General features: G+C 30.9%; 19 protein-coding genes. 12 read left to right on the plus strand and 7 right to left on the minus strand.

Annotation, left to right across the window (positions count from 1 at the left end):
* The first annotated feature begins 17 nt into the window (after positions 1 to 17).
* From Q4Q47_RS08305 to Q4Q47_RS08315, 3 genes are all read left to right on the plus strand, one after another.
* Positions 18 to 503: a DUF1761 domain-containing protein gene (locus tag Q4Q47_RS08305; protein ID WP_303306191.1), complete on the plus strand. Its 486-nt coding sequence runs from the start codon at positions 18 to 20 to the stop codon at positions 501 to 503.
* Positions 504 to 572: 69 nt separating this feature from the next.
* On the plus strand, positions 573 to 1,733 hold the full coding sequence (locus Q4Q47_RS08310; RefSeq protein WP_303306192.1) for a GNAT family N-acetyltransferase: 1,161 nt from the start codon (positions 573 to 575) through the stop codon (positions 1,731 to 1,733).
* Positions 1,734 to 1,795: 62 nt separating this feature from the next.
* Complete coding sequence (locus Q4Q47_RS08315) at positions 1,796 to 2,296, plus strand: hypothetical protein (protein WP_303306193.1); 501 nt, start codon at positions 1,796 to 1,798, stop codon at positions 2,294 to 2,296.
* 213 nt (positions 2,297 to 2,509) lie between these two features.
* Here Q4Q47_RS08315 and Q4Q47_RS08320 read toward each other — a convergent pair whose 3' ends face one another.
* Together Q4Q47_RS08320 and Q4Q47_RS08325 are read right to left on the minus strand one after the other, a co-directional pair.
* Positions 2,510 to 3,037 carry a hypothetical protein gene (locus Q4Q47_RS08320; RefSeq protein ID WP_303306194.1) on the minus strand — a complete coding sequence of 176 codons (528 nt, stop codon included), beginning with the start codon at positions 3,035 to 3,037 and terminating at the stop codon, positions 2,510 to 2,512.
* The gene (locus tag Q4Q47_RS08325; RefSeq protein WP_303306195.1) at positions 3,030 to 3,959 is read right to left on the minus strand and encodes an SPFH domain-containing protein; all 930 of its coding nucleotides are present in this window, start codon (positions 3,957 to 3,959) and stop codon (positions 3,030 to 3,032) included. The genes Q4Q47_RS08320 and Q4Q47_RS08325 overlap by 8 nt, the downstream gene beginning before the upstream one ends.
* A gap of 78 nt (positions 3,960 to 4,037) precedes the next feature.
* Between Q4Q47_RS08325 and Q4Q47_RS08330 the strand changes: the two genes are divergently transcribed.
* A complete protein-coding gene (locus tag Q4Q47_RS08330; RefSeq protein ID WP_303306196.1) occupies positions 4,038 to 4,718 on the plus strand; it encodes a hypothetical protein in 681 nt (226 codons plus the stop codon).
* A 120-nt stretch (positions 4,719 to 4,838) separates the two neighbouring features.
* Here the strand turns inward: Q4Q47_RS08330 and gltX are convergent, their stop codons facing one another.
* The gene (gene gltX, locus Q4Q47_RS08335; protein WP_303306197.1) at positions 4,839 to 6,416 is read right to left on the minus strand and encodes a glutamate--tRNA ligase; all 1,578 of its coding nucleotides are present in this window, start codon (positions 6,414 to 6,416) and stop codon (positions 4,839 to 4,841) included.
* Between the two features lie 915 nt (positions 6,417 to 7,331).
* On the opposite strand from gltX, the gene Q4Q47_RS08340 reads away from it, so the two are divergent.
* From Q4Q47_RS08340 to Q4Q47_RS08360, 5 genes are all read left to right on the plus strand, one after another.
* Entirely contained in the window at positions 7,332 to 10,784 is a 3,453-nt protein-coding gene (locus tag Q4Q47_RS08340; RefSeq protein WP_303306198.1) for a DUF4175 family protein, read from the plus strand.
* On the plus strand, positions 10,777 to 11,187 hold the full coding sequence (ybeY, locus tag Q4Q47_RS08345) for an rRNA maturation RNase YbeY (RefSeq protein WP_303306199.1): 411 nt from the start codon (positions 10,777 to 10,779) through the stop codon (positions 11,185 to 11,187). The genes Q4Q47_RS08340 and ybeY overlap by 8 nt, the downstream gene beginning before the upstream one ends.
* A gap of 240 nt (positions 11,188 to 11,427) precedes the next feature.
* The gene (gene mnmG / locus Q4Q47_RS08350) at positions 11,428 to 13,299 is read left to right on the plus strand and encodes a tRNA uridine-5-carboxymethylaminomethyl(34) synthesis enzyme MnmG (protein WP_303306200.1); all 1,872 of its coding nucleotides are present in this window, start codon (positions 11,428 to 11,430) and stop codon (positions 13,297 to 13,299) included.
* 79 nt (positions 13,300 to 13,378) lie between these two features.
* The gene (locus tag Q4Q47_RS08355) at positions 13,379 to 14,230 is read left to right on the plus strand and encodes a class I SAM-dependent methyltransferase (RefSeq protein ID WP_303306201.1); all 852 of its coding nucleotides are present in this window, start codon (positions 13,379 to 13,381) and stop codon (positions 14,228 to 14,230) included.
* Positions 14,231 to 14,457: 227 nt separating this feature from the next.
* Positions 14,458 to 14,973: an OmpH family outer membrane protein gene (locus tag Q4Q47_RS08360; RefSeq protein ID WP_303306202.1), complete on the plus strand. Its 516-nt coding sequence runs from the start codon at positions 14,458 to 14,460 to the stop codon at positions 14,971 to 14,973.
* Positions 14,974 to 15,178: 205 nt separating this feature from the next.
* Here Q4Q47_RS08360 and Q4Q47_RS08365 read toward each other — a convergent pair whose 3' ends face one another.
* Positions 15,179 to 16,651: a T9SS type A sorting domain-containing protein gene (locus Q4Q47_RS08365; protein ID WP_303306203.1), complete on the minus strand. Its 1,473-nt coding sequence runs from the start codon at positions 16,649 to 16,651 to the stop codon at positions 15,179 to 15,181.
* Between the two features lie 733 nt (positions 16,652 to 17,384).
* Here Q4Q47_RS08365 and rpiB point away from each other — a divergent pair.
* From rpiB to Q4Q47_RS08380, 3 genes are all read left to right on the plus strand, one after another.
* Positions 17,385 to 17,819, plus strand: coding sequence for a ribose 5-phosphate isomerase B (gene rpiB, locus Q4Q47_RS08370; protein WP_303306204.1), 435 nt, complete (start codon positions 17,385 to 17,387; stop codon positions 17,817 to 17,819).
* A gap of 163 nt (positions 17,820 to 17,982) precedes the next feature.
* Positions 17,983 to 18,900, plus strand: a complete 918-nt coding sequence (locus Q4Q47_RS08375; RefSeq protein ID WP_303306205.1) for a cation diffusion facilitator family transporter — start codon at positions 17,983 to 17,985, stop codon at positions 18,898 to 18,900.
* A 149-nt stretch (positions 18,901 to 19,049) separates the two neighbouring features.
* Complete coding sequence (locus Q4Q47_RS08380) at positions 19,050 to 19,502, plus strand: GNAT family N-acetyltransferase (RefSeq protein WP_303306206.1); 453 nt, start codon at positions 19,050 to 19,052, stop codon at positions 19,500 to 19,502.
* Here Q4Q47_RS08380 and Q4Q47_RS08385 read toward each other — a convergent pair.
* The 3 genes from Q4Q47_RS08385 to Q4Q47_RS08395 all read right to left on the minus strand — a co-directional run bounded on the left by Q4Q47_RS08385 (position 19,491) and on the right by Q4Q47_RS08395 (position 23,799).
* Positions 19,491 to 20,867 carry a T9SS type B sorting domain-containing protein gene (locus Q4Q47_RS08385; RefSeq protein WP_303306207.1) on the minus strand — a complete coding sequence of 459 codons (1,377 nt, stop codon included), beginning with the start codon at positions 20,865 to 20,867 and terminating at the stop codon, positions 19,491 to 19,493. The two genes, Q4Q47_RS08380 and Q4Q47_RS08385, sit on opposite strands and share 12 nt — an antisense overlap.
* Positions 20,868 to 21,084: 217 nt before the next feature.
* Positions 21,085 to 21,933: an OmpA family protein gene (locus Q4Q47_RS08390; RefSeq protein WP_303306208.1), complete on the minus strand. Its 849-nt coding sequence runs from the start codon at positions 21,931 to 21,933 to the stop codon at positions 21,085 to 21,087.
* A gap of 231 nt (positions 21,934 to 22,164) precedes the next feature.
* Complete coding sequence (locus tag Q4Q47_RS08395; protein ID WP_303306209.1) at positions 22,165 to 23,799, minus strand: S41 family peptidase; 1,635 nt, start codon at positions 23,797 to 23,799, stop codon at positions 22,165 to 22,167.
* Positions 23,800 to 23,802: the final 3 nt, after the last annotated feature.

The following is a 23,802-nucleotide window of genomic DNA, read 5'->3' on the forward strand; positions in this document are numbered from 1 at the left end:
ACTATAACTAAAATATTATGGATTTATTAAACTTTCCAGCAATCATTGTTGCTGCAGTTTCGGCATTAGTTGTCGGATTTATTTGGTACAACCCAAAAGTTTTTGGAAATGCTTGGATGCAGGCAGCAGGTATGACAGACGAACAAGTAAAAGGCGGGAATATGGCTAAAATTTTTGGTTTAGCACTATTATTTGCTTTCTTATTAGCAATGTCGCTTCCTGGTATTGTTATTCATCAAATGGGGGTTCTTAGTTTAATTGGCGGTGATCCATCTGTTGCACTACCATCTTATGAAGCTTTAATGAATGATTATGGGGACGCTTTTAGAACTTTTAAACACGGTGCTTTACATGGTGTTATAACCGGTGTTTTTATAGCACTTCCCATAATAGGCACGAATGCATTATTTGAGCGTAAAAACGCAAAATATATTTTTATAAACAGTGGTTATTGGATTGTAACTTTAGGTGTTATGGGAGCTATTATTTGTGGCTGGAAATAATCATTTTGTAAAGTTTTAACATATTTAGAGACTGAAAATTGTAATTTTCAGTCTTTTTTATTATTCCTATTGAACAAAACATCTCATATTTATTATTCTGCTAACAGCCTTCCTAAAGGCTGGAATGCTTTTGTAAAACACGATATCTTTTTACAAGTTGACTATTTAAAGGCTTTAGAGGAAGCTTCTCCAGATAATATACAACTCTTTTATATTGGTGTTTTTAAAGAAGACCTACTAGTTGGTGTTGCTATCATTCAGCGTGTGCAACTGTACCTAAAAGATATGTTTAGGAAAACACAAGTATCCTGCTTGAAAGAATTTTTTCAAAATATCATTTCAAAGATTCTTAAAGGAAATATACTAGTTGTTGGAAACTTGACTCATACAGGGCAACATGCTTTGTTTTTTGATGAAAACAGGATGACGCAATCGGACTTTTTCAATTTTATTTTTAAAGGATTAGATACATTAAGAATAAAAATTAAAGAGACTCAAGGGAAAAAAATAAGAGCTGTCATGCTTAAGGACTTTTTTCTTGAAGATTCTATTCATAAAGATAAAACTGCCTTTAATGATCATAAATTGCATGAAGTATTTGTGCAACCTAATATGATTATGCCAACACGATTAAATTGGTTAAAATTTGAAGACTATATAGCTGATTTAAACAAAAAATATAGGAATAGATACAAGCGTGCGAAAAAGAAATTCGGTGCTATAAAATGTATGGAATTAGACCTGGAAGCTGTTCAAGCTAATACACAAAAATTACATCACTTATATTTAAACGTTTCTAATAATGCTAAGTTTAACACCTTCATTCTACCAGAAAAACATTTCTATATTTTAAAACAAAAACTAAACGAAAACTTTAGAATATTTGGCTATTATCTAGATGATAAGTTAGTCGGATTTTATACGTTAATCTTGAATGGTAAAAACCTGGAAACCTATTTTCTAGGTTATGATAAAGAACACCAATATCCAAATCAGTTATACCAGAATATGCTTTATGATATGGTAAAATTTGGGATTGAAAATAAATTTTCATCTGTAGTCTATGCCAGAACAGCTATGGAAATTAAAAGCTCTGTAGGAGCAAGACCAAAAGCTATGTTGGTATATTTAAAGCATACCAATAAATTCCTGAATGCTATCTTAAAAGCCATATTTGGGTTAATGAATCCAACACAAGACTGGGAAGAACGACATCCGTTTAAAAACTAAACTGGGTTGTTTTTGTTTGGATACATTTGTTTTTTCGACTTAAACAAGATAAATTAAGTATTATGAAAAAACTGGCGTTCATTTTATTAGTCTTACCATTCTGTATTTTTTCGCAGGATATGAATAATGAAAAGCTAAACACCATTTATACAACTGTTAGTGATTCCATTCAAGGAAATCCTGGTGCCTGGCAATTTTTTATTAAAGAAATTCCGTTAATGTCTATTACGGATACAAATCATAATAGAATGCGAATTATGTCTCCAATTGCAGATTCAAATAGTTTGACTGATGACTTAATTAAGGCAGCTTTGGTTGCTAACTTTCATACTGCTCTAGACGTCAAATATGCCGTTTCAGACGGTGTATTGTGGTCTATATTTATTCATCCTTTAAAAGAATTATCTGAAAACCAGGTAAAAGATGCGGTTAGTCAAGTGTATTATGCACATATTAACTTTGGAACAACGTTTGCGAGTACTGCTTTAACATTTCCGGGTAGGATAAGTGGTGGTGATAACATTGAGAAAAAGAAAGAAAAACCTAAGTTTAAAAAGTTATAGATTAAAAACAAAGGAACAAAAAGTAATGTATTTTGTCATTCAGAAGGAGGAACGACTGAAGAATCTAAACTTACTTTTTGTTCCTTTGTTTATTGCATAAACATAATAGTTACTGCACACCTTTAATTTTCATTCGATGTATAGGTTATGAGATTTTTCGACTCCGACAACAGTCGGAATGCTCTGAATGACACTTTTAGACCGCTTAGTACATCATATCTCTTCAGTAGTCGTTTCATCATCGGGAATCTTTAGACTTGTTTTAAAATTTGGGAATATCTGCTTCATCATAGCTTCATTTTTTAATTGTTTAGCTTCCATAAAATACCAAAATTTTGCTTCACTATTATAAATTCCAAACAAGTAGCTTTTAGATTTTATTCTCATACCACTCATAATCATCTGGTTGAAACCTTCTATATAACAGCGATACTGATCATCCTCAAAAACAATATCAGAAACGCCCAAAACATTAGCCTTTTCAAAAACAAAACCGCTTTCTTTCATAGTATTAAACGTTGAGTTTAATAATTCAATGGCTTTTTCTTTACCTCCCATTAGTTCCAAAACACTAGGATAGGTATAGTCCAAAAGCTTATCAAAATCCATTTTAAGGGTGGCTTGCGAAGCAATTTTAGCATCTCTTAAAGCCGATGCTTTTAATGTTTCGGTAGATTGGGCAAAAGAAATGCTACTACAAAACAGCAGTAGCATTAAAACAGTTGAAGTTATTTTATTCATCTTTATTTTTATTCTTTTTAGTATTTTTCATGGCCTCTCCAATTTGATTACTAGCTGTAAAACTTGCCACCATATCATTTAACATTTGACTACCTGCCTGAGGTGAGTTTGGTAACAAGATCAGGTTACTATTGGTTTCTTGACCTATAGCCTGTAACGTATCATAATGTTGTGTTACTACAATAAGCGCAGATGCTTCTTGTGAATTAATACCAACTTTGTTAAGTACTTCAACGGATTCTTCTAAACCGCGTGCAATTTCGCGACGTTGGTCTGCAATACCTTGACCTTGTAAGCGCTTGCTTTCAGCTTCAGCTTTTGCTTTTTCAACAATTAAAATACGAGCAGCATCTCCTTCATATTGTGCAGCTGTTTTTTCTCTATCTGCAGCATTAATTCTATTCATAGCTTCTTTTACTTGAGCATCAGGATCAATATCTGTCACTAATGTTTTAATAATATCATAACCATAATCTTGCATAGCATCATTCAATTCAGATTTTACAGCGATAGCAATATCATCCTTTTTTAAGAAAACATCATCTAAAATCATTTTTGGCACTTCTGCACGTACCACATCAAACACATAACTTGTAATCTGATCATGTGGGTAATCCAATTTATAAAAAGCATCTTCAACCTTGGTTCTGATTACTTTATATTGTACAGATACTTTTAGACGTACAAATACATCATCTTTCGTTTTTGTTTCTACAATAACATCTAGTTGTTGAATCTTTAAACTTAGCCTGCCTGCAATTCTATCCACTAATGGAATTTTTAATTGTAGACCTGAATGACGAATACTTTGAAACTTACCAAAGCGTTCTATGATAGCTGCGGTTTGTTGCTTCACAATAAAGAATGATGAGATTAATATTATTAATCCAAATACGATAATGGGAATGAGAAAATAGTTCATGTTATTTATATAAAAATTGTTAGAAAATAATGAGTTACTAATTTAAGTTATATTTGCACACCTATCCCTAAAACTGTTATGAAAAAACAACTTATTTTATTAGTAGTCATTGTAACCTGTTTTGTTACAACAAATTTTGCACAAAAAGGAAATTATCGAATTTCTAATGGCTTTGGTATTACTGGTGGTATTACCAAATTTGATATTACAACTAGTAACTTTGTTACCAAACAAGGGGATGGTTTTTTAGGTGGATTATCAGCCATGGTTGACATTCCTCATCAATGGTACAATATGAGTTTTGGTATGCAATTATCTGAAAGCAATATTGAAATTTTAGGAAGACCTGCTATATCTAGTACCGAAGAAACTTTTATTGAATATAAAATGTTTGCTGCTCAAATAGCATTTTTAGGTCATATAAAAATAATTCCAGATTATGTTACTATAGATCTAGGGCCGATGCTGCAATATAACAGCAAATTAGAATTTAAAAACAAAGTCCAAGAAGGTTATTATATAAATAACTACACCAATTTATCTGCGGAAGATATTACTAATATTTCGCAATTTAATTTGAATGGTGCTATAGGTGCTTCTGTAGGTATAAGAAACGTGAAACTTAAGGCACAGTATCTTTATGGTTTCACAAATATTTTGAAAAAGCTTGAAAATGAAAATTTAGATGCAACTGGAGGTAACGCCCGTTTTAAAGGGAACCAAACCATGTTGGTTTTAGGTGCTATTGTTTCATTTTAGGTTTTAATTCCTGCGAAGGCAGGAATCTTATAAAAGAAAAGGTATTAAACCTGAGATTCAGTTAAACTAATAAATTGAAATCACAAAAGTGGATTCCTGTCTTCGCAGGAATGCCAAAGCTTATAAAGAAGCGATCGCTGCTTCAATCCGTTTAACGCTTTCTCCTTCACCAATCATAAACATAATATCGAATACATCAGGGCCCTGTAAAGCACCTACTAATGCTAAACGTAATGGCATCATTACTTTACCAAAACCAATCTCATTGTCTGTGATCCAACCCTTAATTTTGGTTTGAAGATTTTCTACTGAAAAATCTTCAATGGTGTTAATTATTGAAACCAATTCCAGCATAAGTTCTTTGGTGCCTTCTTTAAAGGCCTTTTTTGATGCTTTTTCATCATAAGTTTCTGGCGCTTGAAAAAAGAAATGACTTAAACCCCAAAAATCTGAGATGAATGTAGCACGTTCTTTTATGAGTCCAATCACCATAGAAATATAATTCACATCTACATCATTATGAGGAGTAGATTGCTTCGTTTCGCTCACAATAATATCTAGTTTTTCATCAACAATGGGTTTAAACAACTCGGCCAAATCATCATGACTCTGTTCTTGCATATAATGATGATTAAACCACTTTATTTTATCAGGGTCAAAACGAGCACCAGATTTATTAACACGACTTAAATCAAAGGCTTCGATAAGTTCATCCAGATTAAAAATTTCCTGTTCGGTTCCTGGGTTCCAGCCTAAAAATGCTAAGAAATTCACCATAGCTTCAGGAAAGTATCCATCTTCTTTATAACCTCTTGAAATATCATTACTTTTAGGATCTGTCCATTCTAAAGGAAATACAGGAAACCCTAACTTATCACCATCACGCTTGCTTAATTTTCCTTTTCCTGTTGGTTTTAAAATTAATGGTAAATGTGCAAATTCTGGAACCTCCCAACCAAAAGCCTTATATAATTGATAGTGTAATGCTAAAGATGGCAACCATTCTTCACCACGAATAACATGTGTTATTTCCATTAAATGGTCGTCCACAATATTCGCTAAATGGTAGGTTGGCATACCATCACTTTTAAACAATACTTTATCATCTAAAATATTAGTATCTATTTTAATATCACCACGAATAATGTCTGTTAAATGGAGCGTTTCATCTTGTGGAGATTTAAATCGAATCACATAATCATCACCGGCATCTAATTTCGCTTTAACTTCTTCCGCGCTAAGCGATAAAGAATTACTCAATTTTAAACGGTTATGCCAATTATATATAAACGTTTTCCCTTTTGCCTCATGATCTTTTCTATGAAAATTTAATGTTTCAGCAGTATCAAAAGCATAGTAAGCATTGCCAGATGCAATTAAATCATTGGCGTATTGTTTATATAAATGTTTTCGCTCACTTTGCCTGTAAGGACCAAATGTTTCGTTTTTCGAATTTGCACTGAACGCAGTCGAAGTAGGCGCTTCATCAAAAAGAATGCCGCACCAATTAAGCGCATCAACAATGTACTTTTCCGCGCCTTCAACATATCTCGTTTGATCGGTATCTTCTATTCTAAGAACAAAAGTTCCTTGATGTTTTTTTGCAAATAAATAATTGAATAAAGCGGTACGAACACCACCTATATGTAATGGTCCCGTCGGGCTAGGCGCAAAACGCACACGAACGTTTTTGGTCATGTCTTATAAATTTGTTTGCAAAGATACAGATAAGCTCTAATAGAAAAACACCAGACATAAAGATTTTTAATAATGACTATATATAAATTCTTAATATATCCGACACTAAATAACATCAATTTTTATTAGACTTAATCGTAATAAAGAATTTCTTGAAACCAACTATCACCAGGGTAGAACCACAGGAGTTTTTCGCTGGTTTCATACTCAATCAAGTTGAGCACAAAGTTTTGACCTCAAGGTCATAAATCGAAATTCTGTATTTTACCTCACCCAGAATTGCCAAAAAAAGGCAATTCTGACCTCTCCTTTGGAGAGGTTAATAGGAAACTCCGACCCAAGGGTCGGAGAATTTTTAGATTAAATATCCTTTTATAGTCTCTTAAAGCCTTTTTATTGTTCTTCATATAAAACAAAAGACCAGAATAATTAAAAGCCTATACATTTATAGCGTTACAGAAAATAAGTTGTAATTATAAGTTATGGGTTATATTTGAGAGTTATAACATCATACCTTATTACGCTAACCCCCTCATTAAATTATATTTATGAGGGGGTTTTATTTTTAAGTATTTAAGAATAACTTACTATTAAAGTACTACTAAAATTCTAAAATCTTAGCTTTATTAGTTAACATTTATGATAGATAATCATCTGTATATCTAATTAGAACTTAACAATTAACACTTAATTATAAACGCTTTACTAAATAAAATTGTAGTTTAGTAAGTCGTTAAAAGAACGAGGCTGTCTAAAAAGTAATATATTTTGTCATTCAGAGCATAGCGAAGAATTTTATAATTTTGTAAATCAATATATTATGTTTTTAAGAGATTCTTCATTGCATTCAGAATGACACTTTTTAGACAGCCTCACAATTGAATTTGTCGGTCTCAGACATCAATAAACCTGGTCATGAATAGTAACTTTAAGAGCATACAGAATAAGTTAGAGGCATTTATTAAGCGCTATTACACAAATGAATTACTAAAAGGTGCTATTTTATTTTTTGCTATAGGCCTATTATACTTTTTATTTACATTATTTATCGAACATGTTTTATGGTTAAGTACCACAGCCAGAACGATTTTATTTTGGTTGTTTGTCATTGTAGAAATTGTTTTAATTTTTAAATTTATTGCAACGCCTTTAGCCAAATTATTCAAGCTTCAAAAAGGTATTAATTACGAAGATGCTTCAAGAATTATTGGACAACATTTTCCAGAGGTAAATGATAAATTATTAAATGTTCTTCAACTACATCAAAATGAATCGCAGTCGGAATTACTTTTAGCAAGCATTGAACAGAAATCATTAGAACTTCATCCAATTCCTTTTAAATTGGCTGTTAACCTTAAAAAAAACATCCGTTATTTAAAATATGCTGCGATTCCGATTTTAATCCTATTGCTCACTTTTTTAACTGGTAATTTTAGTTGGTTTAGTGATAGTTATGAGCGTGTTGTTCATTACAAAACGGCTTATGAACCACCAGCTCCATTTCAGTTTTTTGTAGTAAATGATAATTTAAAAGCTATTGAGAATAAAGATTTTAAACTCATTGTAAAAACAGCAGGAGAACTTACTCCAGAAAGTGCCCAAATAACCTATAATAACGAAACTTATTTTTTACAACAAAAAGGAGTAGGGGAATTTGAATACGTATTTTCTCAACTTAAAACAGATATTAATTTTGAATTGTCTGCTAATGATGTAAGGTCTAAACCTTATGAAATTAAAATTATTGAAGTGCCATCTTTATTGAGTTTCGAAATGGTTTTAGATTATCCTAGCTATACCAAAAAGAAAGATGAAACTATTAAAAGTACAGGCAATGCGTTGGTTCCAGAGGGCACTAATATACTTTGGCATTTAAAAACAAAAGCAACAGAACACGTTTATTTATATGCTCATGATACTATTGATTTTTCTTCTAATAAATCAGATGTTTTTGAAGCTTCTAAACGTGTTTATAATAATTTAGACTATAGCTTAAGTACCAGCAATAAAAACCTTCAGAATTACGAAAACTTAGCGTTTAGCATTGGCGTTGTTAAAGATGAATACCCAGAGATCGACTTAAAAGTAGAAACAGATAGTTTGGATTTGCAAACGCTATACTTTTATGGGCAAGTGAGTGACGATTATGGTTTTAGTAAACTAGAACTTGTATATTATCCATCTGATAATGAAAAAAAGAAACAGTTTGAAACCATTCCAATTTCTAATTCTAATATTGCAGATTTTGTAAGTGCTTTCCCTAATAATTTAAATATTAAAGCCGGTGTTCCTTACGATTTATATTTTCAAGTATCTGATAATGATGTAATTAATAAATATAAAACCGCAAAAAGCCATGTATTTACTTATAGAAAACGTACAAAAGAAGAAGCCGCACAAAAGAATTTAGAAGAACAAAGCAAAACCATTAAAGATTTAAATAAATCTTTAGAGAAGTTCGATGAGCAGGATAAAAAGTTACAAGAGTTAACTAAAACTCAAAAAGAAAAAACGAATTTAAATTTTAACGATAAGAAAAAGTTAGAATCATTTTTCAAGCGCCAGAAACAACAAGATGAAATGATGAAAAACTTCAATAAGAAGTTAAAAAATAATTTAGAAGAATTTCAAAAGGAGGATTTAAAAGAAGATCCATTTAAAGAAGATTTAAAAGAACGTTTAAAAGAAAATGAAGAACAGCTCAAGAAAGATGAAAAGCTTTTAGATGAGTTAAAAGAACTTCTGGAAAAAATTAATAAAGAAGATGTTATTACCGAGAAATTGGAAGAACTTGCTAAACAAAATAAAAACAAAAAACGGAGTTTAGAACAGTTACTGGAATTAACGAAACGCTTTTATGTTGAAAAGAAATTAAATAAGCTTAAGGATGATTTAAATAAACTTGCTGAAGAGCAAGAAAAATTATCTAACAAATCTGAAGAAGAAAATACTAAAGAAAAACAAGAAACGCTTAATAAAGAATTTGATGAATTCTCTAAGCAATTAGAAGATTTAAAAAAAGATAGTAAAGCTTTAAAAAAACCAATAGATATTCCACAGGATAAATTGGAAGAAGATGCCATTAAAAAGGAACAGGAAAATGCTTCTGAATCGTTAGAAAAGAAAGAACAGGAGCAAGCTGGTGAAGAAGGAAAAGAAGGAGAAACACCAGAAGAAAAGCAAAATCAGGATTTAAAGAATGCACAAAAGAGTCAAAAGAAAGCAGCTCAAAAAATGAAAAAAATGAGTCAGCAAATGCAAGGTGCCATGCAAGCTGGTGGTGGTGAACAAATGCAGGAAGATGTAGATATGCTTCGACAGATTTTAGATAATCTGGTGTTATTTTCTTTTGATCAGGAAGGGGTCATGAATCAGTTTAAAAGTATCGATATTAATCATAATAAATTTGCATCTCATTTGCGTAAGCAAAACAATTTAAAAGAACATTTTGAGCATATAGATGATAGCTTATTTGCATTATCGCTTCGTCAACCAAAACTTTCTGAAAGAGTAAATAAAGAAATCACAGAGGTCTATTATAACATAGATAAAGCTTTAAGTTTATTAGCCGAAAATCAATTATATCAAGGAGTATCTAATCAACAGTTTGCTGTAACAGCAGCAAATAATTTAGCAAACTTTTTAAGTGATGTTTTAGACAACATGCAGGAGAATATGAGTATGTCTCCTGGAAAAGGTGGACAAGGAGATATGCAATTACCAGATATTATTATGAGTCAAGAAGAGCTTAATAAGATGATGGAGGAGGGCATGAAGAAAGGTGAAAAAGGAAACCCTAAAGATCAGGAAGGCAAGGGTGAAAAAGAAGGTGAAAAAGGAGAAGAAAGCAAGAAAGGAGACAAAGGTGAAAAAGGAAACAAAGAAGGTCAGCAAGGCGAAGGAAAAGATGGAAATCAAAATGAGGGAGAAGGTGAAGGAACCAATGAGGATATGAATGGTTTATTATATGAAATATACCAACAGCAACAACAATTGCGAAAAGCATTAGAAGAAAGATTAGCTAAAGAAGGAAAGGGAAAAGGAGGTAATGGAAATGCTTTGTTAAGAAAGATGGAAGACATTGAATTGGATTTGTTGAATAAAGGGTTTACAAATCAAACGCTTCAAAAAATGATGTTATTAAAACATCAGTTATTGAAACTAGAGAACGCTACTTTTCAGCAAGGCGAGGATAATAAAAGAGAATCTGAAACGAATAAAAATAATTTCAATAATAATACAAACAATCAAATCCCTACTGCCAAACAATATTTTAAAACCACCGAAATATTAAACAGACAAGCTTTACCTTTGCAACAAGTTTATAAAAAGAAAGTGCAAGAATATTTTAAGCAGAATAATGATTAACTTCAATTACGAAACCGATTTCTCTTTAAAGAATGAAGACCATATTTCCAACTGGATTTTAAATACGATTTCTGAAGAAGCCTATAAAATAGAAGCCATTAATTATGTGTTTTGTGATGATGAATACCTTCATAAATTAAATGTAGAATTTCTAAATCATGATACATTAACAGACATTATTAGTTTCGATTATTCCATTGGAAAATTAATACAGGGAGACATTTTTATTTCTGTGGAAAGGGTAAAAGATAATGCTAAAGATTTCTCTGTTTCTTTTGAAGAAGAACTAAATCGTGTTATCATACATGGTGTACTTCATTACTGTGGTTATAAAGACAAAACAGATTCTGAAGCTAAAGTAATGCGAGATAAGGAAAACCATTATTTAAAGCAATTAGTTTAATATAAAAGCTAACATTTTAAAATGATTTTTTGAAGTTTCTATTAAAATTGCCTTTCCTGTGCCCGTGCTGAACTTGTTTCAGTAAAATCATAAAATGAGGAATACAGACTCACTAACCAATTAAAACTATAGGTATAGTGGGAATACAAAATATGTATTTTCAAGAAACAACGTATATTTGCAAACTCAAATTACACCTGTGTTCCACGTGGAACACAGGTGTATTTAAAACCATAAATTATGTTTAATGAAGTGTATGATGTTATAGTTGTAGGAGCGGGCCACGCAGGAAGTGAAGCAGCAGCAGCTGCTGCAAATATGGGTAGTAAGACATTACTTGTTACCATGAGTCTTCAAAACATAGCTCAGATGTCTTGTAATCCTGCCATGGGAGGTATTGCAAAAGGGCAAATTGTACGAGAGATTGATGCACTTGGCGGTTATAGTGGTATCGTTTCTGATACTTCTGCCATACAGTTTAAAATGCTCAACAAATCTAAAGGACCGGCCATGTGGAGTCCAAGAGTACAGAGTGACCGTATGCGTTTTGCTGAAGACTGGCGACTGCTTTTAGAAGGAACTCCCAATCTTGATTTTTATCAAGAAATGGTTTCTGGTATAATAGTAGAAAAAGGAAAAGTAACCGGCATAAAAACATCATTAGGAATAGCCATAAAAGCAAAGTCTGTTATCTTAACAAATGGTACTTTTTTAAATGGATTGATTCATATAGGAGATAAGAATTTTGGTGGTGGTAGAGCAGGAGAAAAAGCGGCAACTGGTATTACAGAACAGTTGGTGAATTTAGGTTTTAATTCTGGTAGAATGAAAACAGGAACGCCTCCAAGAGTAGACGGACGTAGTTTAGATTATACCAAAATGACAGAACAACCAGGGGATGATAATCCGGAAAAGTTCTCTTATTTAGACATCACAAAACCATTAGAAAATCAACGTTCTTGTCATATGACTTATACCAGTCTTGAGGTACATGATTTGCTTCGTGAAGGCTTTGACAGATCGCCAATGTTTAATGGTAGAATTAAAAGTTTAGGACCACGTTACTGCCCATCAATTGAAGATAAAATTAATCGGTTTGCAGATAAAGATAGACACCAATTATTTATAGAACCTGAAGGTTGGAATACCTGCGAAGTTTATGTAAATGGCTTCTCAACATCACTACCTGAAGATGTACAATTTAAAGCTTTGCGATCTGTAGTAGGCTTTGAAAATGTGAAGTTATTCAGACCAGGTTATGCTATTGAATATGATTATTTCCCACCTACACAATTAAAACACACTTTAGAAACCAAACTGATTGAAGGTTTATATTTTGCAGGTCAAATTAATGGAACTACCGGATACGAAGAAGCAGCTTCTCAAGGATTAATGGCTGGTATAAATGCCTGTTTAAAGGTTCAGGAAAAAGAGGCATTTACACTTAAAAGAGATGAAGCTTACATAGGTGTTTTAATAGATGATTTAATTACAAAAGGTACGGAAGAGCCTTATAGAATGTTTACATCTAGAGCAGAATATAGAACCTTATTACGTCAAGATAATGCAGATTTAAGATTAACTCCAAAAGGTTTTAATCTTGGATTAGCTAGCGAAAAGCGTTTAAAAAGAATGGAACAAAAACACAACGATGCTGAAAAATTTGTAGACTTCTTTTCTAAAACAAGTGTAAAACCGGAAGAAGCAAATCCAGTTTTAGAGTCTAAAGGATCTGCTTTAGTGAAACAATCTGATAAGATGTTTAAAATCTTTTCCAGACCAAATATCACGATTGATGATGTTCGAAAATTCAAAGCTGTAGAACAATATATTCAAGACAATAATTTAGATAATGAAGTTATTGAACAAACAGAAATTCAGGTTAAATATTCTGGATATATTGCCAAAGAAAAAAACAATGCAGACAAATTAAGTAGGTTAGAGTATGTAAAAATTCCTGAGAATTTTGACTACTCTAAAATTAAATCTATGAGTTTTGAAGCACGAGAAAAACTAAAAAATATACAACCAACAACCGTATCACAAGCATCAAGAATTAGTGGTGTTTCTCCTAATGATATTTCTGTATTATTGGTTTATATGGGTAGATAATTTTAAAACGTTCCACGTGGAACATTAAATTAAATTTTAATTTTTTATCATTCTTAACTTGATTCAGAATTTATTTCAAATGAAAAATAACGCTCCTTATTTAATTGTAAAAGATCATTCTGTTTCAAGCGAAACATTTAAATTAATTCAAAATAATGAATATGGTTTTCTAGAAACAATACCGCAACCATCTTCAGAAAAATTACCAGATTATTATAAAAGTGAAGATTATATTTCACATACAGATACACGACGAAATCTATTTGAAAAAGTATATCATTTTATTAGAAAGATCTCTTTAAAAAAGAAACTAAAATTAATTAATTCCTTTTCTTTAAAAGATAAAAATCTTTTAGATGTTGGATGTGGCACAGGTGATTTTTTACAAACTGCAAAACAAAATAATTGGACGGTTTCTGGAATTGAACCTGATGAAAAAGCTAGAGAAATTTCTAATAGAAAAACTAATAATTCTGTTTTTAAAATTGAACAACTTTTAAAATTTGAATCAGCAAGTTTTGATGTTATTACACTTTGGCATGTACTGGAACATTTACCAAATTTAGAAGATCATATTACTGTTTTTAAAAAATTATTAAAACCCAATGGCACTTTAATAATTGCTGTTCCAAATTATAAAAGTTACGATGCAAAATATTATAAAGAATTTTGGGCCGCTTACGATGTTCCAAGACATCTTTGGCATTTTAATAAAAGGTCCATTTCTAAATTAGCTTTGAAAGTTTCTATGGAAGTCATAAAAATAAAACCCATGCTTTTCGATGCATTTTATGTAAGCTTACTTTCTGAAAAATATAAGCATGGAAAAATGAATCCAATCAAAGGATTTTGGATTGGGTTACTTTCAAATTTAAAAGCTATCAAGTCAAAAGAAGGCTCTTCTTTAATTTATATCATTAAAAATAGCTAAAATCCATTTTAAGAAACCTTATTTATTTTTCATTATAACAAATAACCAAATACAAGTCAGATTATTTAAACCCTCTTAAATCGCTTTAAAAGGCTTGATTTATAATAGATATTAACTATTTATACTATAAAATACCATAAAGTTTCGTTATATGTTAAATTCAATACAGAATTCATTTAAATATTGAGTTACTTTATTATTTTTGTTCGGATTTAAAAAACAATAAAATGAAAAATATACTTTATGTATTATTAGTAACCTTAGTTTTTACTTCTTGTCAAAAAGAAAAAAAAATTGGATTTATAGACAACGGTGTTGTAATAAATGATTATCAAGAAAAAAAAGATTTAGAAGCTAAATTTCAAATAAAGGAAGAAGCTTTTAGAAAAAAATTCGATAGCATTGATCAAGTATTCAAATTAGAAGTACAACAGTTTCAAAATAGTGCTAAAAAAATGTCACAATCTAAAGCTCAAGAAAAATATCAAGAACTTGGCCAAAAGCAACAATTTCTAGAGCAACAAAAACAAGTAGAAGCACAACAGTTCCAAAAAGCTTTTCAAACTCAAATAGATACAGTTATTGTAAAAGTGAAAGACTTTGTGAAAGACTATGGAAAGAAAAATGGTTACACCTACATATTAGGAACCAGTGACGCTGCGGCCAATGTTTTGTATGGTACCGATGAAAACGATTTAACAAAAACTATTTTAGATGCTTTGAATGAAGCTTATAAAAAATAGATAAATAGAAATCAATAAATGAATTAAATCCTGGCTGCGGCTGGGATTTTTTGTTTTTAAAAGAGTCCTAACATGTAACTCTTAAAAAATACGTTTCAGATCAATTGTTTCTGAATCTAATACAAATTATAAATATTCATTTCAATCAATTCAATTATTATATAAATAATAAATTAATAAGTAGGATTTTTCTTATTTTATAAATTTATTCAATTACTAATTTTTTAGTAGCTTTTCCTTGATCTGTTACTACTTCAATATAATAAAGTCCTTTGGATAAATTCGAAGTATCTATAACTTCAATATTTATAGAATCTATAAATTGACCTAAATTATTATAAATATTAACTTTTTCTAACATTAGACCTTGGCGCAAATTTATTGTTGTTTTATTTATAGTTGGATTTGGAGATATACTAAACCTAGGTAAAACAAAAGTATTTGAAGATAATACAGCAGCGCTTAAGTCATAAACACGTACATGACCAGAGTCTTCTCCATTATTATCATTACCGTAAGCGCCAATAGCTACAATTGTACCATCGGAAGATAGAGATAGGCCAGAACCTGATGAATCTCCAGCTGCTTCACCATCAATATCTTCTCCTATCTGAGTCCAAACCCCAGATAAATTCTTATAAATTCGTACATGACCAGAGCCCTCGCCATTACCATCATTAGGTACAGCATTAATAGCTACAATAGAACCATTAGATGATAAAGAAACTCTAGAACCTGATAAATCTCCAGCTGCTTCACCATCAATATCTTCTCCTATCTGAGTCCAAACCCCAGATAAATTCTTATAAATTCGTACATGACCAGAGCCTTCGCCATTACCATCATTACTAAAAGCACCAATAGCTACAACAGAACCATCAGAAGAGAGAGATACGCTAAAACCTGATTGATCTCCAGTTGCTTCTCCATCAATATCATCTCCTATCTGAGTCCATACCCCAGATAGATTCTCATAAATTCGTACATGACCTGAATCAATACCAATACCATCATTAAATATAGCACCCATAGCAACTTTAGAGCCATCAGATGACAGAGATATACTCCACCCCAAATAATCACTAACTGTTTCCCCATTAATATCATCGCCTATCTGAGTCCAAACTCCAGATAAGTTCTCATAAATTCGCACATGACCAGAAAAAATACCATTATCATCATTAAGAGGCGCACCAATGGCTACAATAGAACCATCAGAAGAGAGAGAAACACTAAAACCTGATAAATCACCAGCTCTTTCCCCATCAATATCGTTACCTACCTGAGTCCAAACCCCAGATAAATTCTCATAAATTCGTACATGGCCAGAACTTCCGCCATTCCCGCTATTATAAGGCGCACCAATTGCCACGACAGATCCATCAGAAGAAAGGGAAACGCTAAAACCAGATTGAACTCCCGCTACTTCACCATCAATATCATCTCCTATCTGAGTCCAAACCCCAGATAGATTCTCATAAATTCGTACATGACCTGAATCAATACCATTACCTTTATTATCGATAGCACCAATAGCTACGATAGAGCCATTTGACGAAAGAGAAACATTGTAACCAGACTGGTCTTTAGCTGCTTCACCATCAATATCATTTCCTATTTGAACTTGACAAAAACTAAGAAAAGGGATCATTAAAATTATAAGTAGGCACTGTTTCATAATATAAATAAGTTAAGATTTAGAGTACAAAAGTAAATAATTTGAGAGTTATCCACATTATATAGTATAATACTATTTTCTTTTTAAAATTTAAAAAAACAATGGTGGTTATTATAGTGTGTTAATATCTAGGATAACTTTTTTGAATTTTATTTTGATAATAATTAATTTACGTTCTATTAATACTTAATTAACAATTGAATTTATTTTAATAGGTTCATCTTTAACGATTTTAAATTTTATATGCACACTTGTTAACAACTAAAATTAACAACTTTTTGTAACAACTATATTTCATTTTCTTGTTCACATCTACAATTTTTAGTCTAATAACATTGCTAAAAAAAATGAATTAAATTTTAGGTAATGTCATCTTACTTTTTGATTGGAAAAATAAATGGAATAACAATATTTTTCTTTTAGAAAGTAATGAACACTTATTAACAAGTAATGAATATAATAACACACATTGTTAACTATTATTTTCCGTTTAAAATTATCGAATATAGTATAAAGTATGATTATAATTATATATATAAAATCCTTATAGTTAGATAGTTTTGTTTTAATATGCGTTTAGACTGTCTGAAAAATTCTGTTTACCAACTAGTTACAATCAAGTCTATATTCTTGGTTCTAATAGCGAAGCGATCTTATGTCTTTTACATGACATTAATGATTTTTAATATATAGTTAGTACCTTTATACTTTATAAAAAAAAGATAATAAGATCATGACAATTTCTATAGGAAACGACCACGCAGGAACGGATTATAAATTTGCAATTAAACAATATTTAGAAGATAAAGGTTATACTGTTAATAACTATGGAACCGATGCGAATGATAGTGTAGATTATCCAGATTTTGTACACCCAGTGGCACAAGATGTAGAAAATAAAAAAGTAGATTTTGGTATTTTAATATGTGGTAGTGCTAATGGTGTTGCCATGACTGCTAATAAGTATCAACAAGTGCGTGCCGGTTTATGTTGGACTAAAGAAATTGTTGAGCTTATTAGACAACACAATAATGCAAATGTTTTATGTATTCCTGCACGTTATACAGCCATTCCACAAGCTTTACAAATGGTAGAGACATTTTTAAATACAGATTTTGAAGGCGGTAGACATCAGAATAGAATAGATAAAATTCCGTTATCTTGTTAATACCAATCAAAATATATAAAAACACATATAAATAGTTTCTTTTTTGCTATAATTTCGTTAAAAATAGAAACCGTAACTAAGGCTATGCTTTAGATTTTTGCCTTATTATAACTAAAAATAATTCAATTTCTTTATGCATTATTATATATTTAAATTGGTATAAATGGGTCATTCACATTCTCATAATCATTCACATGCTCATAACGACCTAAAAGGACGTAATCTTTTTATATCTATTTTATTAAATATCCTTATTACTGTTGCGCAAGTAATAGGTGGTATCGTTTCTGGTAGTCTGGCACTGTTAAGTGATGCATTACATAATTTTAGCGATGTACTTTCTTTGGTTGTAAGTTATATAGCTAATAAATTATCAAAAAAAAAGGCTTCAATTCATAGAACATTTGGATACAAACGTGCAGAAATTTTAGCAGCATTTATAAATGCATCTACGTTAATAATTGTTGCAGTATTATTAATAATTGAGGCTATAAAAAGATTTCAAAATCCAGAAGAAATAGAATCTAATTTAGTTATTTGGTTATCTCTTTTAGGGATTATAGCTAATGGCTTTAGTGTGCTTTTATTAAAAAGAGATTCTGAAGCTAATATGAATATGAAAAGCGCTTATTTACATTTATTAACAGATATGATGGCTAGTATTGCTGTACTTATAGGAGGTCTGTTAATGAAATATTACCAATTGTATTGGGTAGATAGTGTATTAACATTTGCTATAGCACTTTATTTAATCTGGATGGGTTTCGATTTATTAAAAAGCTCTACAAAGGTTTTAATGTTATTTACTCCAGATGATATTCCTATAAAACAAATAGTTAATGAAATAAATGCTTTTGAAAGTATTAAAAATGTACACCACGTTCATGTTTGGCAATTAAACGAAGAAGAAATTCATTTAGAAGCACATATAGATTTTAATGAAGATATTACCTTATCACAGTTTGATACTATTTTACACGAAATAGAAAATTTAGTGTTTAATAAATACGATATTAATCACGTGAACATTCAACCAGAATTTGGTAAAGATGATGTTAAAGATGTGATTGTACAAGACTAGTAATTAATGTCATTCAGAGCATAGCGAAGAATCTTTTTATACTTAAAGTTAAAATAAAAAAGTTATAGATTCATCAGCCGTACCTCTTTCTAAATGACATAGCTCCTCTTTTTATTAAAAAAAAGTAAGTTAAATTGATCCTACAAAATATGTTAAAAATACAAGTAAAAACTTTTGAAGAATTAACTAAACAAGAATTGTATAGTTTATTACAATTACGAAGTGAAGTCTTTGTAGTTGAGCAAGATTGCGTCTATCAGGATATAGATGGAAAAGATCAAAAAGCGTTACACGTTTTAGGTTTTAAAGAAGATAAACTGGTAGCTTATACGCGTATTTTTAAACCAGGAGATTATTTTAAAGAACCTAGTATTGGCAGAGTCGTGGTAATTAAAAGCGAAAGGGCTTATAAATATGGTTACGATATCATGAAAGCATCTATTAAAGCCATTACAGAGCACTTTAATCCATCATTAGTAAAAATATCAGCACAAGTCTATTTAACTAAATTTTACACTAATCTGGGCTTTACAGCTATAGGTGAGGAATATTTAGAAGATGATATTCCACATATAGCCATGATTAAAGAATTAACGCTTTAAAGCAAAATGTCCTCTAATAACTTCACCCGAGTTAAGAGTGACTACGTACCAATAATCATCAGTATTTAAAGGATTCCCATTAAAAGTACCATTCCAGCCTTGAGAATTTGGAGTTAAAGATTTTAAAAGTTTTCCATACTTATCGAAAATATGTGTCATTTTTACTGAATTATTACTATCGAAAACTTGCCAGAAATCATGACGACCATCGTTGTTTGGTGTGAAATATTTTGGGATGTAATAGTCGTCTTCAATAATTAATATACTAAAACTAGACTCGTTGCTATCGCAAGCAGTTTCATTATAAATATAAATGGTTTGTGAGTTTGTAATAGTATCTCCGGTATTATACTGAATACCATTGCCACCAGATTGCTCAAAGTAATTCCCATTTATTAGAGCTGGTAAAGTATAAGAAATATTTGTTACAACATTATCAAGCGTATCTACATTAACAAAATTACTGCAATCGTTTTGAGATGCTATGTAATTAGAAAAAGAAACAGGTTCCCAGGTTGAATGATTTCCAGAAGGGTTATCAACAACAACACAATTTAAATCAGGATTAGCTCTAAAATCCATGGCAGTAATATTCCCATTATTACCATTTCTAAGATTCAATCTACATAAATTATTGTTACTACAATCTAATTGCGTGACATTAGAATTATTAGAAATATCTAATTCTGTTAATTCATTAAATGCACAATTTAAATTGATGAGTTGAGTATTTATTGAAACGTCTAAACTAGTTATTTGATTATTTTCACAAGTAAAGAAAGTCAAACTTGGATTATTAGAAAGGTTAAGATTGCTTAAAAGATTATTGCCACATTGAAATCTACTTAATGTATTATTTTGAGACACATCCAAAGATGCTATTTGGTTGTTTTCACATACCAAAACGTTTAAACTAGGATTTTGAATGACATCTAAATTTGTAAGTAGATTATTTTCGCATCTTAATGAAATCAAACTAGGATTTTGAGTGACATCCAGACTGGTTATTTGGTTAAAATCACACCATAAAATTATTAAGTTTGGATTTTGAGTGATATCTAAATTAGATAGTTGATTATTACCGCAAAATAACTGAGTTAACGATGTGTTTTGTGTTAGATCTAAACTTGTTAGATTGTTGGACTGACAAGTAAACGTTTCTAATGCAGAAAAAGCTTCAATACCAGTAAGGTCTAATATACCCAAGCCATCAACATCTAGATCTATAACACCATTTATATTTGTAGTAGGGACATTATCGTCTAGAGGTCCGATATCATAACCTAAATCTATTAATCTTTGTTCAAAATTATCGTCTGGAACATATGTTTGAGAAATACCAATACAACTTAGTAATGCAAACACTAAACTGCACAAGTATTTTTTAATCGATAAAAATTCCTTGAGGTTTTGTCTTGTAGTTTTCGTTGAAATTGTCATTCCCGCCTTTCGGCTCCGCTCAAGATAAATTTCAAAAGAAATCTGAATAAAAGAATTTCTTTTTTTGACCTTTTGATCAAAATGAAACCAGCGAAATACCTCTATAGCTATGTTTCGAGGAGAATTGGTTTCAAGAAATTCTTTATTCACCCACATAGGTTATTAAAATTTCTACACGTCTGTCAAATTTTGGATCACCGCCAAGCGGAAATTTTCGACGCATTCCTAAATGACGCATTCGCCTTTTATCGACACCCTTTTTTGCAAGATAATCATAAACGTATTTTGCTCGGGCTTCAGATAAGTTGCGTTTTTTGGTCTTTCTATCTACAGCGTCTCTACTGTATTGTGTACAACATACATGGCCTTGTATGGTGAAATAAATATCTTCACGTTCTACAAGAGCTTTAGCAATAGCTTCTAGTGTTTTTTTAGACCCATATGTTACCGTACTATAACCAGTTTTAAATAAAATATTTTTAAAAACTATTTTATCACCTACTTTAAGGTCTCCTTTTATTAATTCGGGTGTGTTTTTCTTTTTAACAACCTTTACAACAGGCTTTTTTTCAACAGGTTTAGGTTTTATTGGTGTTACTATAATTTCTACTTTTCGGTTTAAGCCTCTTATTTTTAGTATGTTTTTTTCTTCAACAATTTTTAATAAAATTTCACCTTTTCCATCAACATTTGTAATTAATTCATCGCTAATTTCATTACTGGAAAAAATAGCTTTTATAGCATCAGCGCGCTGTTGGGATAGTTTTAAGTTATAAGTATCGGCACCAATGTCATCACAAAACCCAAATATAGAAATGGCTTCAATGTCTACATCTGTTAAGGTTGAAATAAAGAGAAGTAAGCGATTTTCTTCTGTTGGCGGGAGATTGTATTTATCTGTATCAAAGTAAACTTCGTGAGTCAATTCTTTTTGAGAGAATGCAAATACAGCGTTTAGCGTTATTAATATAAATACCAATAATTTATTCATAGTAGGGTAATAGAACAGGTATAAATATACTGTTTTTTAATTTTTTTTGATATAGAACTCATATCGACTTTTTCTATTTCCTAAAAAACGGCTAAAATTCGCCCATATTTTGTTACTTTTTTTGTGCTTAGCGATGCTATGCCCTTCAAAAAGTATCTCATCTAAACAAATTTTATCTCATTTTCGGTTAAAAATAAAAAGTCGATATGAGCCCATAGAAATAAGCAAATCTTACTTTAAATAATTAAGATAGCTGGAAGGATTACTTAGTATTTCTGTTGCTTTTTTAATCTTAGAATCGTTTACTTTATAGTATTCGTACAGCCCTTCCCTGTAAACATATCTTTTTACTATATCTTCGGTTAATAATTCTAATAAATAATCTTTATTTTCTTCAATAACACTGGTTTTTGACGCTTTTAAATTAGTAACCAAAGCATTAAAGTCTTTTTCTATATTATCATCTAATTCTTCTTTGCTTGCTGTTTCTAAAGCTTTGTAAAGTGCTTTTTCTGTTTCTGTTTCAAAAGAAAAATGATTCGTTTTTAAATAATTTTTAAAATTAGAAAAGTCAGTATCAGTAAGTTTCAAATTATTAATATCGTTTGTAGTATGTTTATAATAATAATCAGTACTGTAGTTAAATATTAAGTCGCTGTTTACAATAGCATTTGTGATGGCTGAATTTTTAGAAGCATTAAAAATGACGTCTGGAAATACGCCGCCCCCATCAAATACTTTACGTCCGTTTTTAGTTTTAAACTCGTTGTAGTTTTCTTGTTTTACACGAACCGCTTCCCCTTTTTCATTTCTATTCCAATAATCTAAAGATTGAATACACCTGCCCGAAGGGGTATAATATCTTGAAATGGTTATTTTAACTTGTGTTCCATAAGTGAGTTGTTTGGGACGCTGCACTAAACCTTTACCAAAACTTCTAGCCCCTACAATAACAGCACGATCTAAATCTTGCAATGAGCCAGATACAATTTCACTTGCCGAAGCACTGTTGCCATCAATTAAAACCACTAAAGGTATTTCTGTATCAATAGGCTCGCTTTGTGTATAATAGGTTTTATTGTATTTTTTAACTTTAGATTTTGTGGTGACCACTAATTGCCCTTTTGGAACAAAGAGATTCACAATTTTAATCGCTTCATTAAGGAGTCCACCAGGATTTCCTCTTAAATCCAGAATAATGTGTTCTGCTCCTTGGGCTTTTAAATCGCGTAAAGCGTAATTGGTTTCGTAATGCGCTTTATTACTAAATCTACTTAAAACAATATAACCTGTTTTATCATTAATCATTGAAAAATGAGGGACAGCCTTAATTTCTACTTCAGCTCTTTTTATGGTAGCAGTATGTGTTTTGCCTTGGCGTTTATAAGTAACATCTACAGGTGTATCTGAAGCGCCTTTTAATAAATCGCCGGTATTCTCTTTATAAGTTTCAATGATAATGTTACCAACTTTAATAATTTCGTCTCCAGCCTTTAAACCCGCTTTATCAGCTGGATAGCCTTTGTAAGGTTCTACAATTACCAATTTGTCTTTAAATGTTTTTACTCTAGCACCTATGCCTGTATAATCGCCCGTATTATTAATTCTGGCCGCTTCTACATCTTGCTCGTTCATAAAATTGGTGTATGGATCTAAATCTGCTAACATACTCTTAATAGCGGTGTCCATTAAATCACCAGGGTTCGTTTCGTCGACATAATTCATGTTGAGTTCTTTAAAAAGCGTTGTAAATATTTCTATTTGCTTTGCTATTTCAAAAAAATCATTTTTAAAAGCAGTTCCGGTAAAAAAGATGGTACATGCCAGTATAGGAATTATGATTTTCTTTTTTAGTAAGTTCTTCATAGT

The sequence above is a fragment of the Flavivirga spongiicola genome (genome assembly GCF_030540825.1).
Classification (GTDB): Bacteria; Bacteroidota; Bacteroidia; order Flavobacteriales; family Flavobacteriaceae; genus Flavivirga; species Flavivirga spongiicola.

Excerpts from the sequence above, each read along its gene's own strand:
- Q4Q47_RS08395 (WP_303306209.1), bottom strand. The coding sequence starts at position 23,799 with ATGAAGAACTTACTAAAAAAGAAAATCATAATTCCTATACTGGCATGT.
- Q4Q47_RS08375 (WP_303306205.1), top strand. The coding sequence starts at position 17,983 with ATGGGTCATTCACATTCTCATAATCATTCACATGCTCATAACGACCTA.
- Q4Q47_RS08305 (WP_303306191.1), top strand. The coding sequence starts at position 18 with ATGGATTTATTAAACTTTCCAGCAATCATTGTTGCTGCAGTTTCGGCA.
- Q4Q47_RS08325 (WP_303306195.1), bottom strand. The coding sequence starts at position 3,959 with ATGAACTATTTTCTCATTCCCATTATCGTATTTGGATTAATAATATTA.
- Q4Q47_RS08380 (WP_303306206.1), top strand. The coding sequence starts at position 19,050 with ATGTTAAAAATACAAGTAAAAACTTTTGAAGAATTAACTAAACAAGAA.
- ybeY (WP_303306199.1), top strand. The coding sequence starts at position 10,777 with ATGATTAACTTCAATTACGAAACCGATTTCTCTTTAAAGAATGAAGAC.
- Q4Q47_RS08390 (WP_303306208.1), bottom strand. The coding sequence starts at position 21,933 with ATGAATAAATTATTGGTATTTATATTAATAACGCTAAACGCTGTATTT.
- Q4Q47_RS08330 (WP_303306196.1), top strand. The coding sequence starts at position 4,038 with ATGAAAAAACAACTTATTTTATTAGTAGTCATTGTAACCTGTTTTGTT.
- gltX (WP_303306197.1), bottom strand. The coding sequence starts at position 6,416 with ATGACCAAAAACGTTCGTGTGCGTTTTGCGCCTAGCCCGACGGGACCA.
- Q4Q47_RS08340 (WP_303306198.1), top strand. The coding sequence starts at position 7,332 with ATGAATAGTAACTTTAAGAGCATACAGAATAAGTTAGAGGCATTTATT.
- Q4Q47_RS08355 (WP_303306201.1), top strand. The coding sequence starts at position 13,379 with ATGAAAAATAACGCTCCTTATTTAATTGTAAAAGATCATTCTGTTTCA.
- Q4Q47_RS08365 (WP_303306203.1), bottom strand. The coding sequence starts at position 16,651 with ATGAAACAGTGCCTACTTATAATTTTAATGATCCCTTTTCTTAGTTTT.
- mnmG (WP_303306200.1), top strand. The coding sequence starts at position 11,428 with ATGTTTAATGAAGTGTATGATGTTATAGTTGTAGGAGCGGGCCACGCA.
- rpiB (WP_303306204.1), top strand. The coding sequence starts at position 17,385 with ATGACAATTTCTATAGGAAACGACCACGCAGGAACGGATTATAAATTT.
- Q4Q47_RS08315 (WP_303306193.1), top strand. The coding sequence starts at position 1,796 with ATGAAAAAACTGGCGTTCATTTTATTAGTCTTACCATTCTGTATTTTT.
- Q4Q47_RS08360 (WP_303306202.1), top strand. The coding sequence starts at position 14,458 with ATGAAAAATATACTTTATGTATTATTAGTAACCTTAGTTTTTACTTCT.
- Q4Q47_RS08320 (WP_303306194.1), bottom strand. The coding sequence starts at position 3,037 with ATGAATAAAATAACTTCAACTGTTTTAATGCTACTGCTGTTTTGTAGT.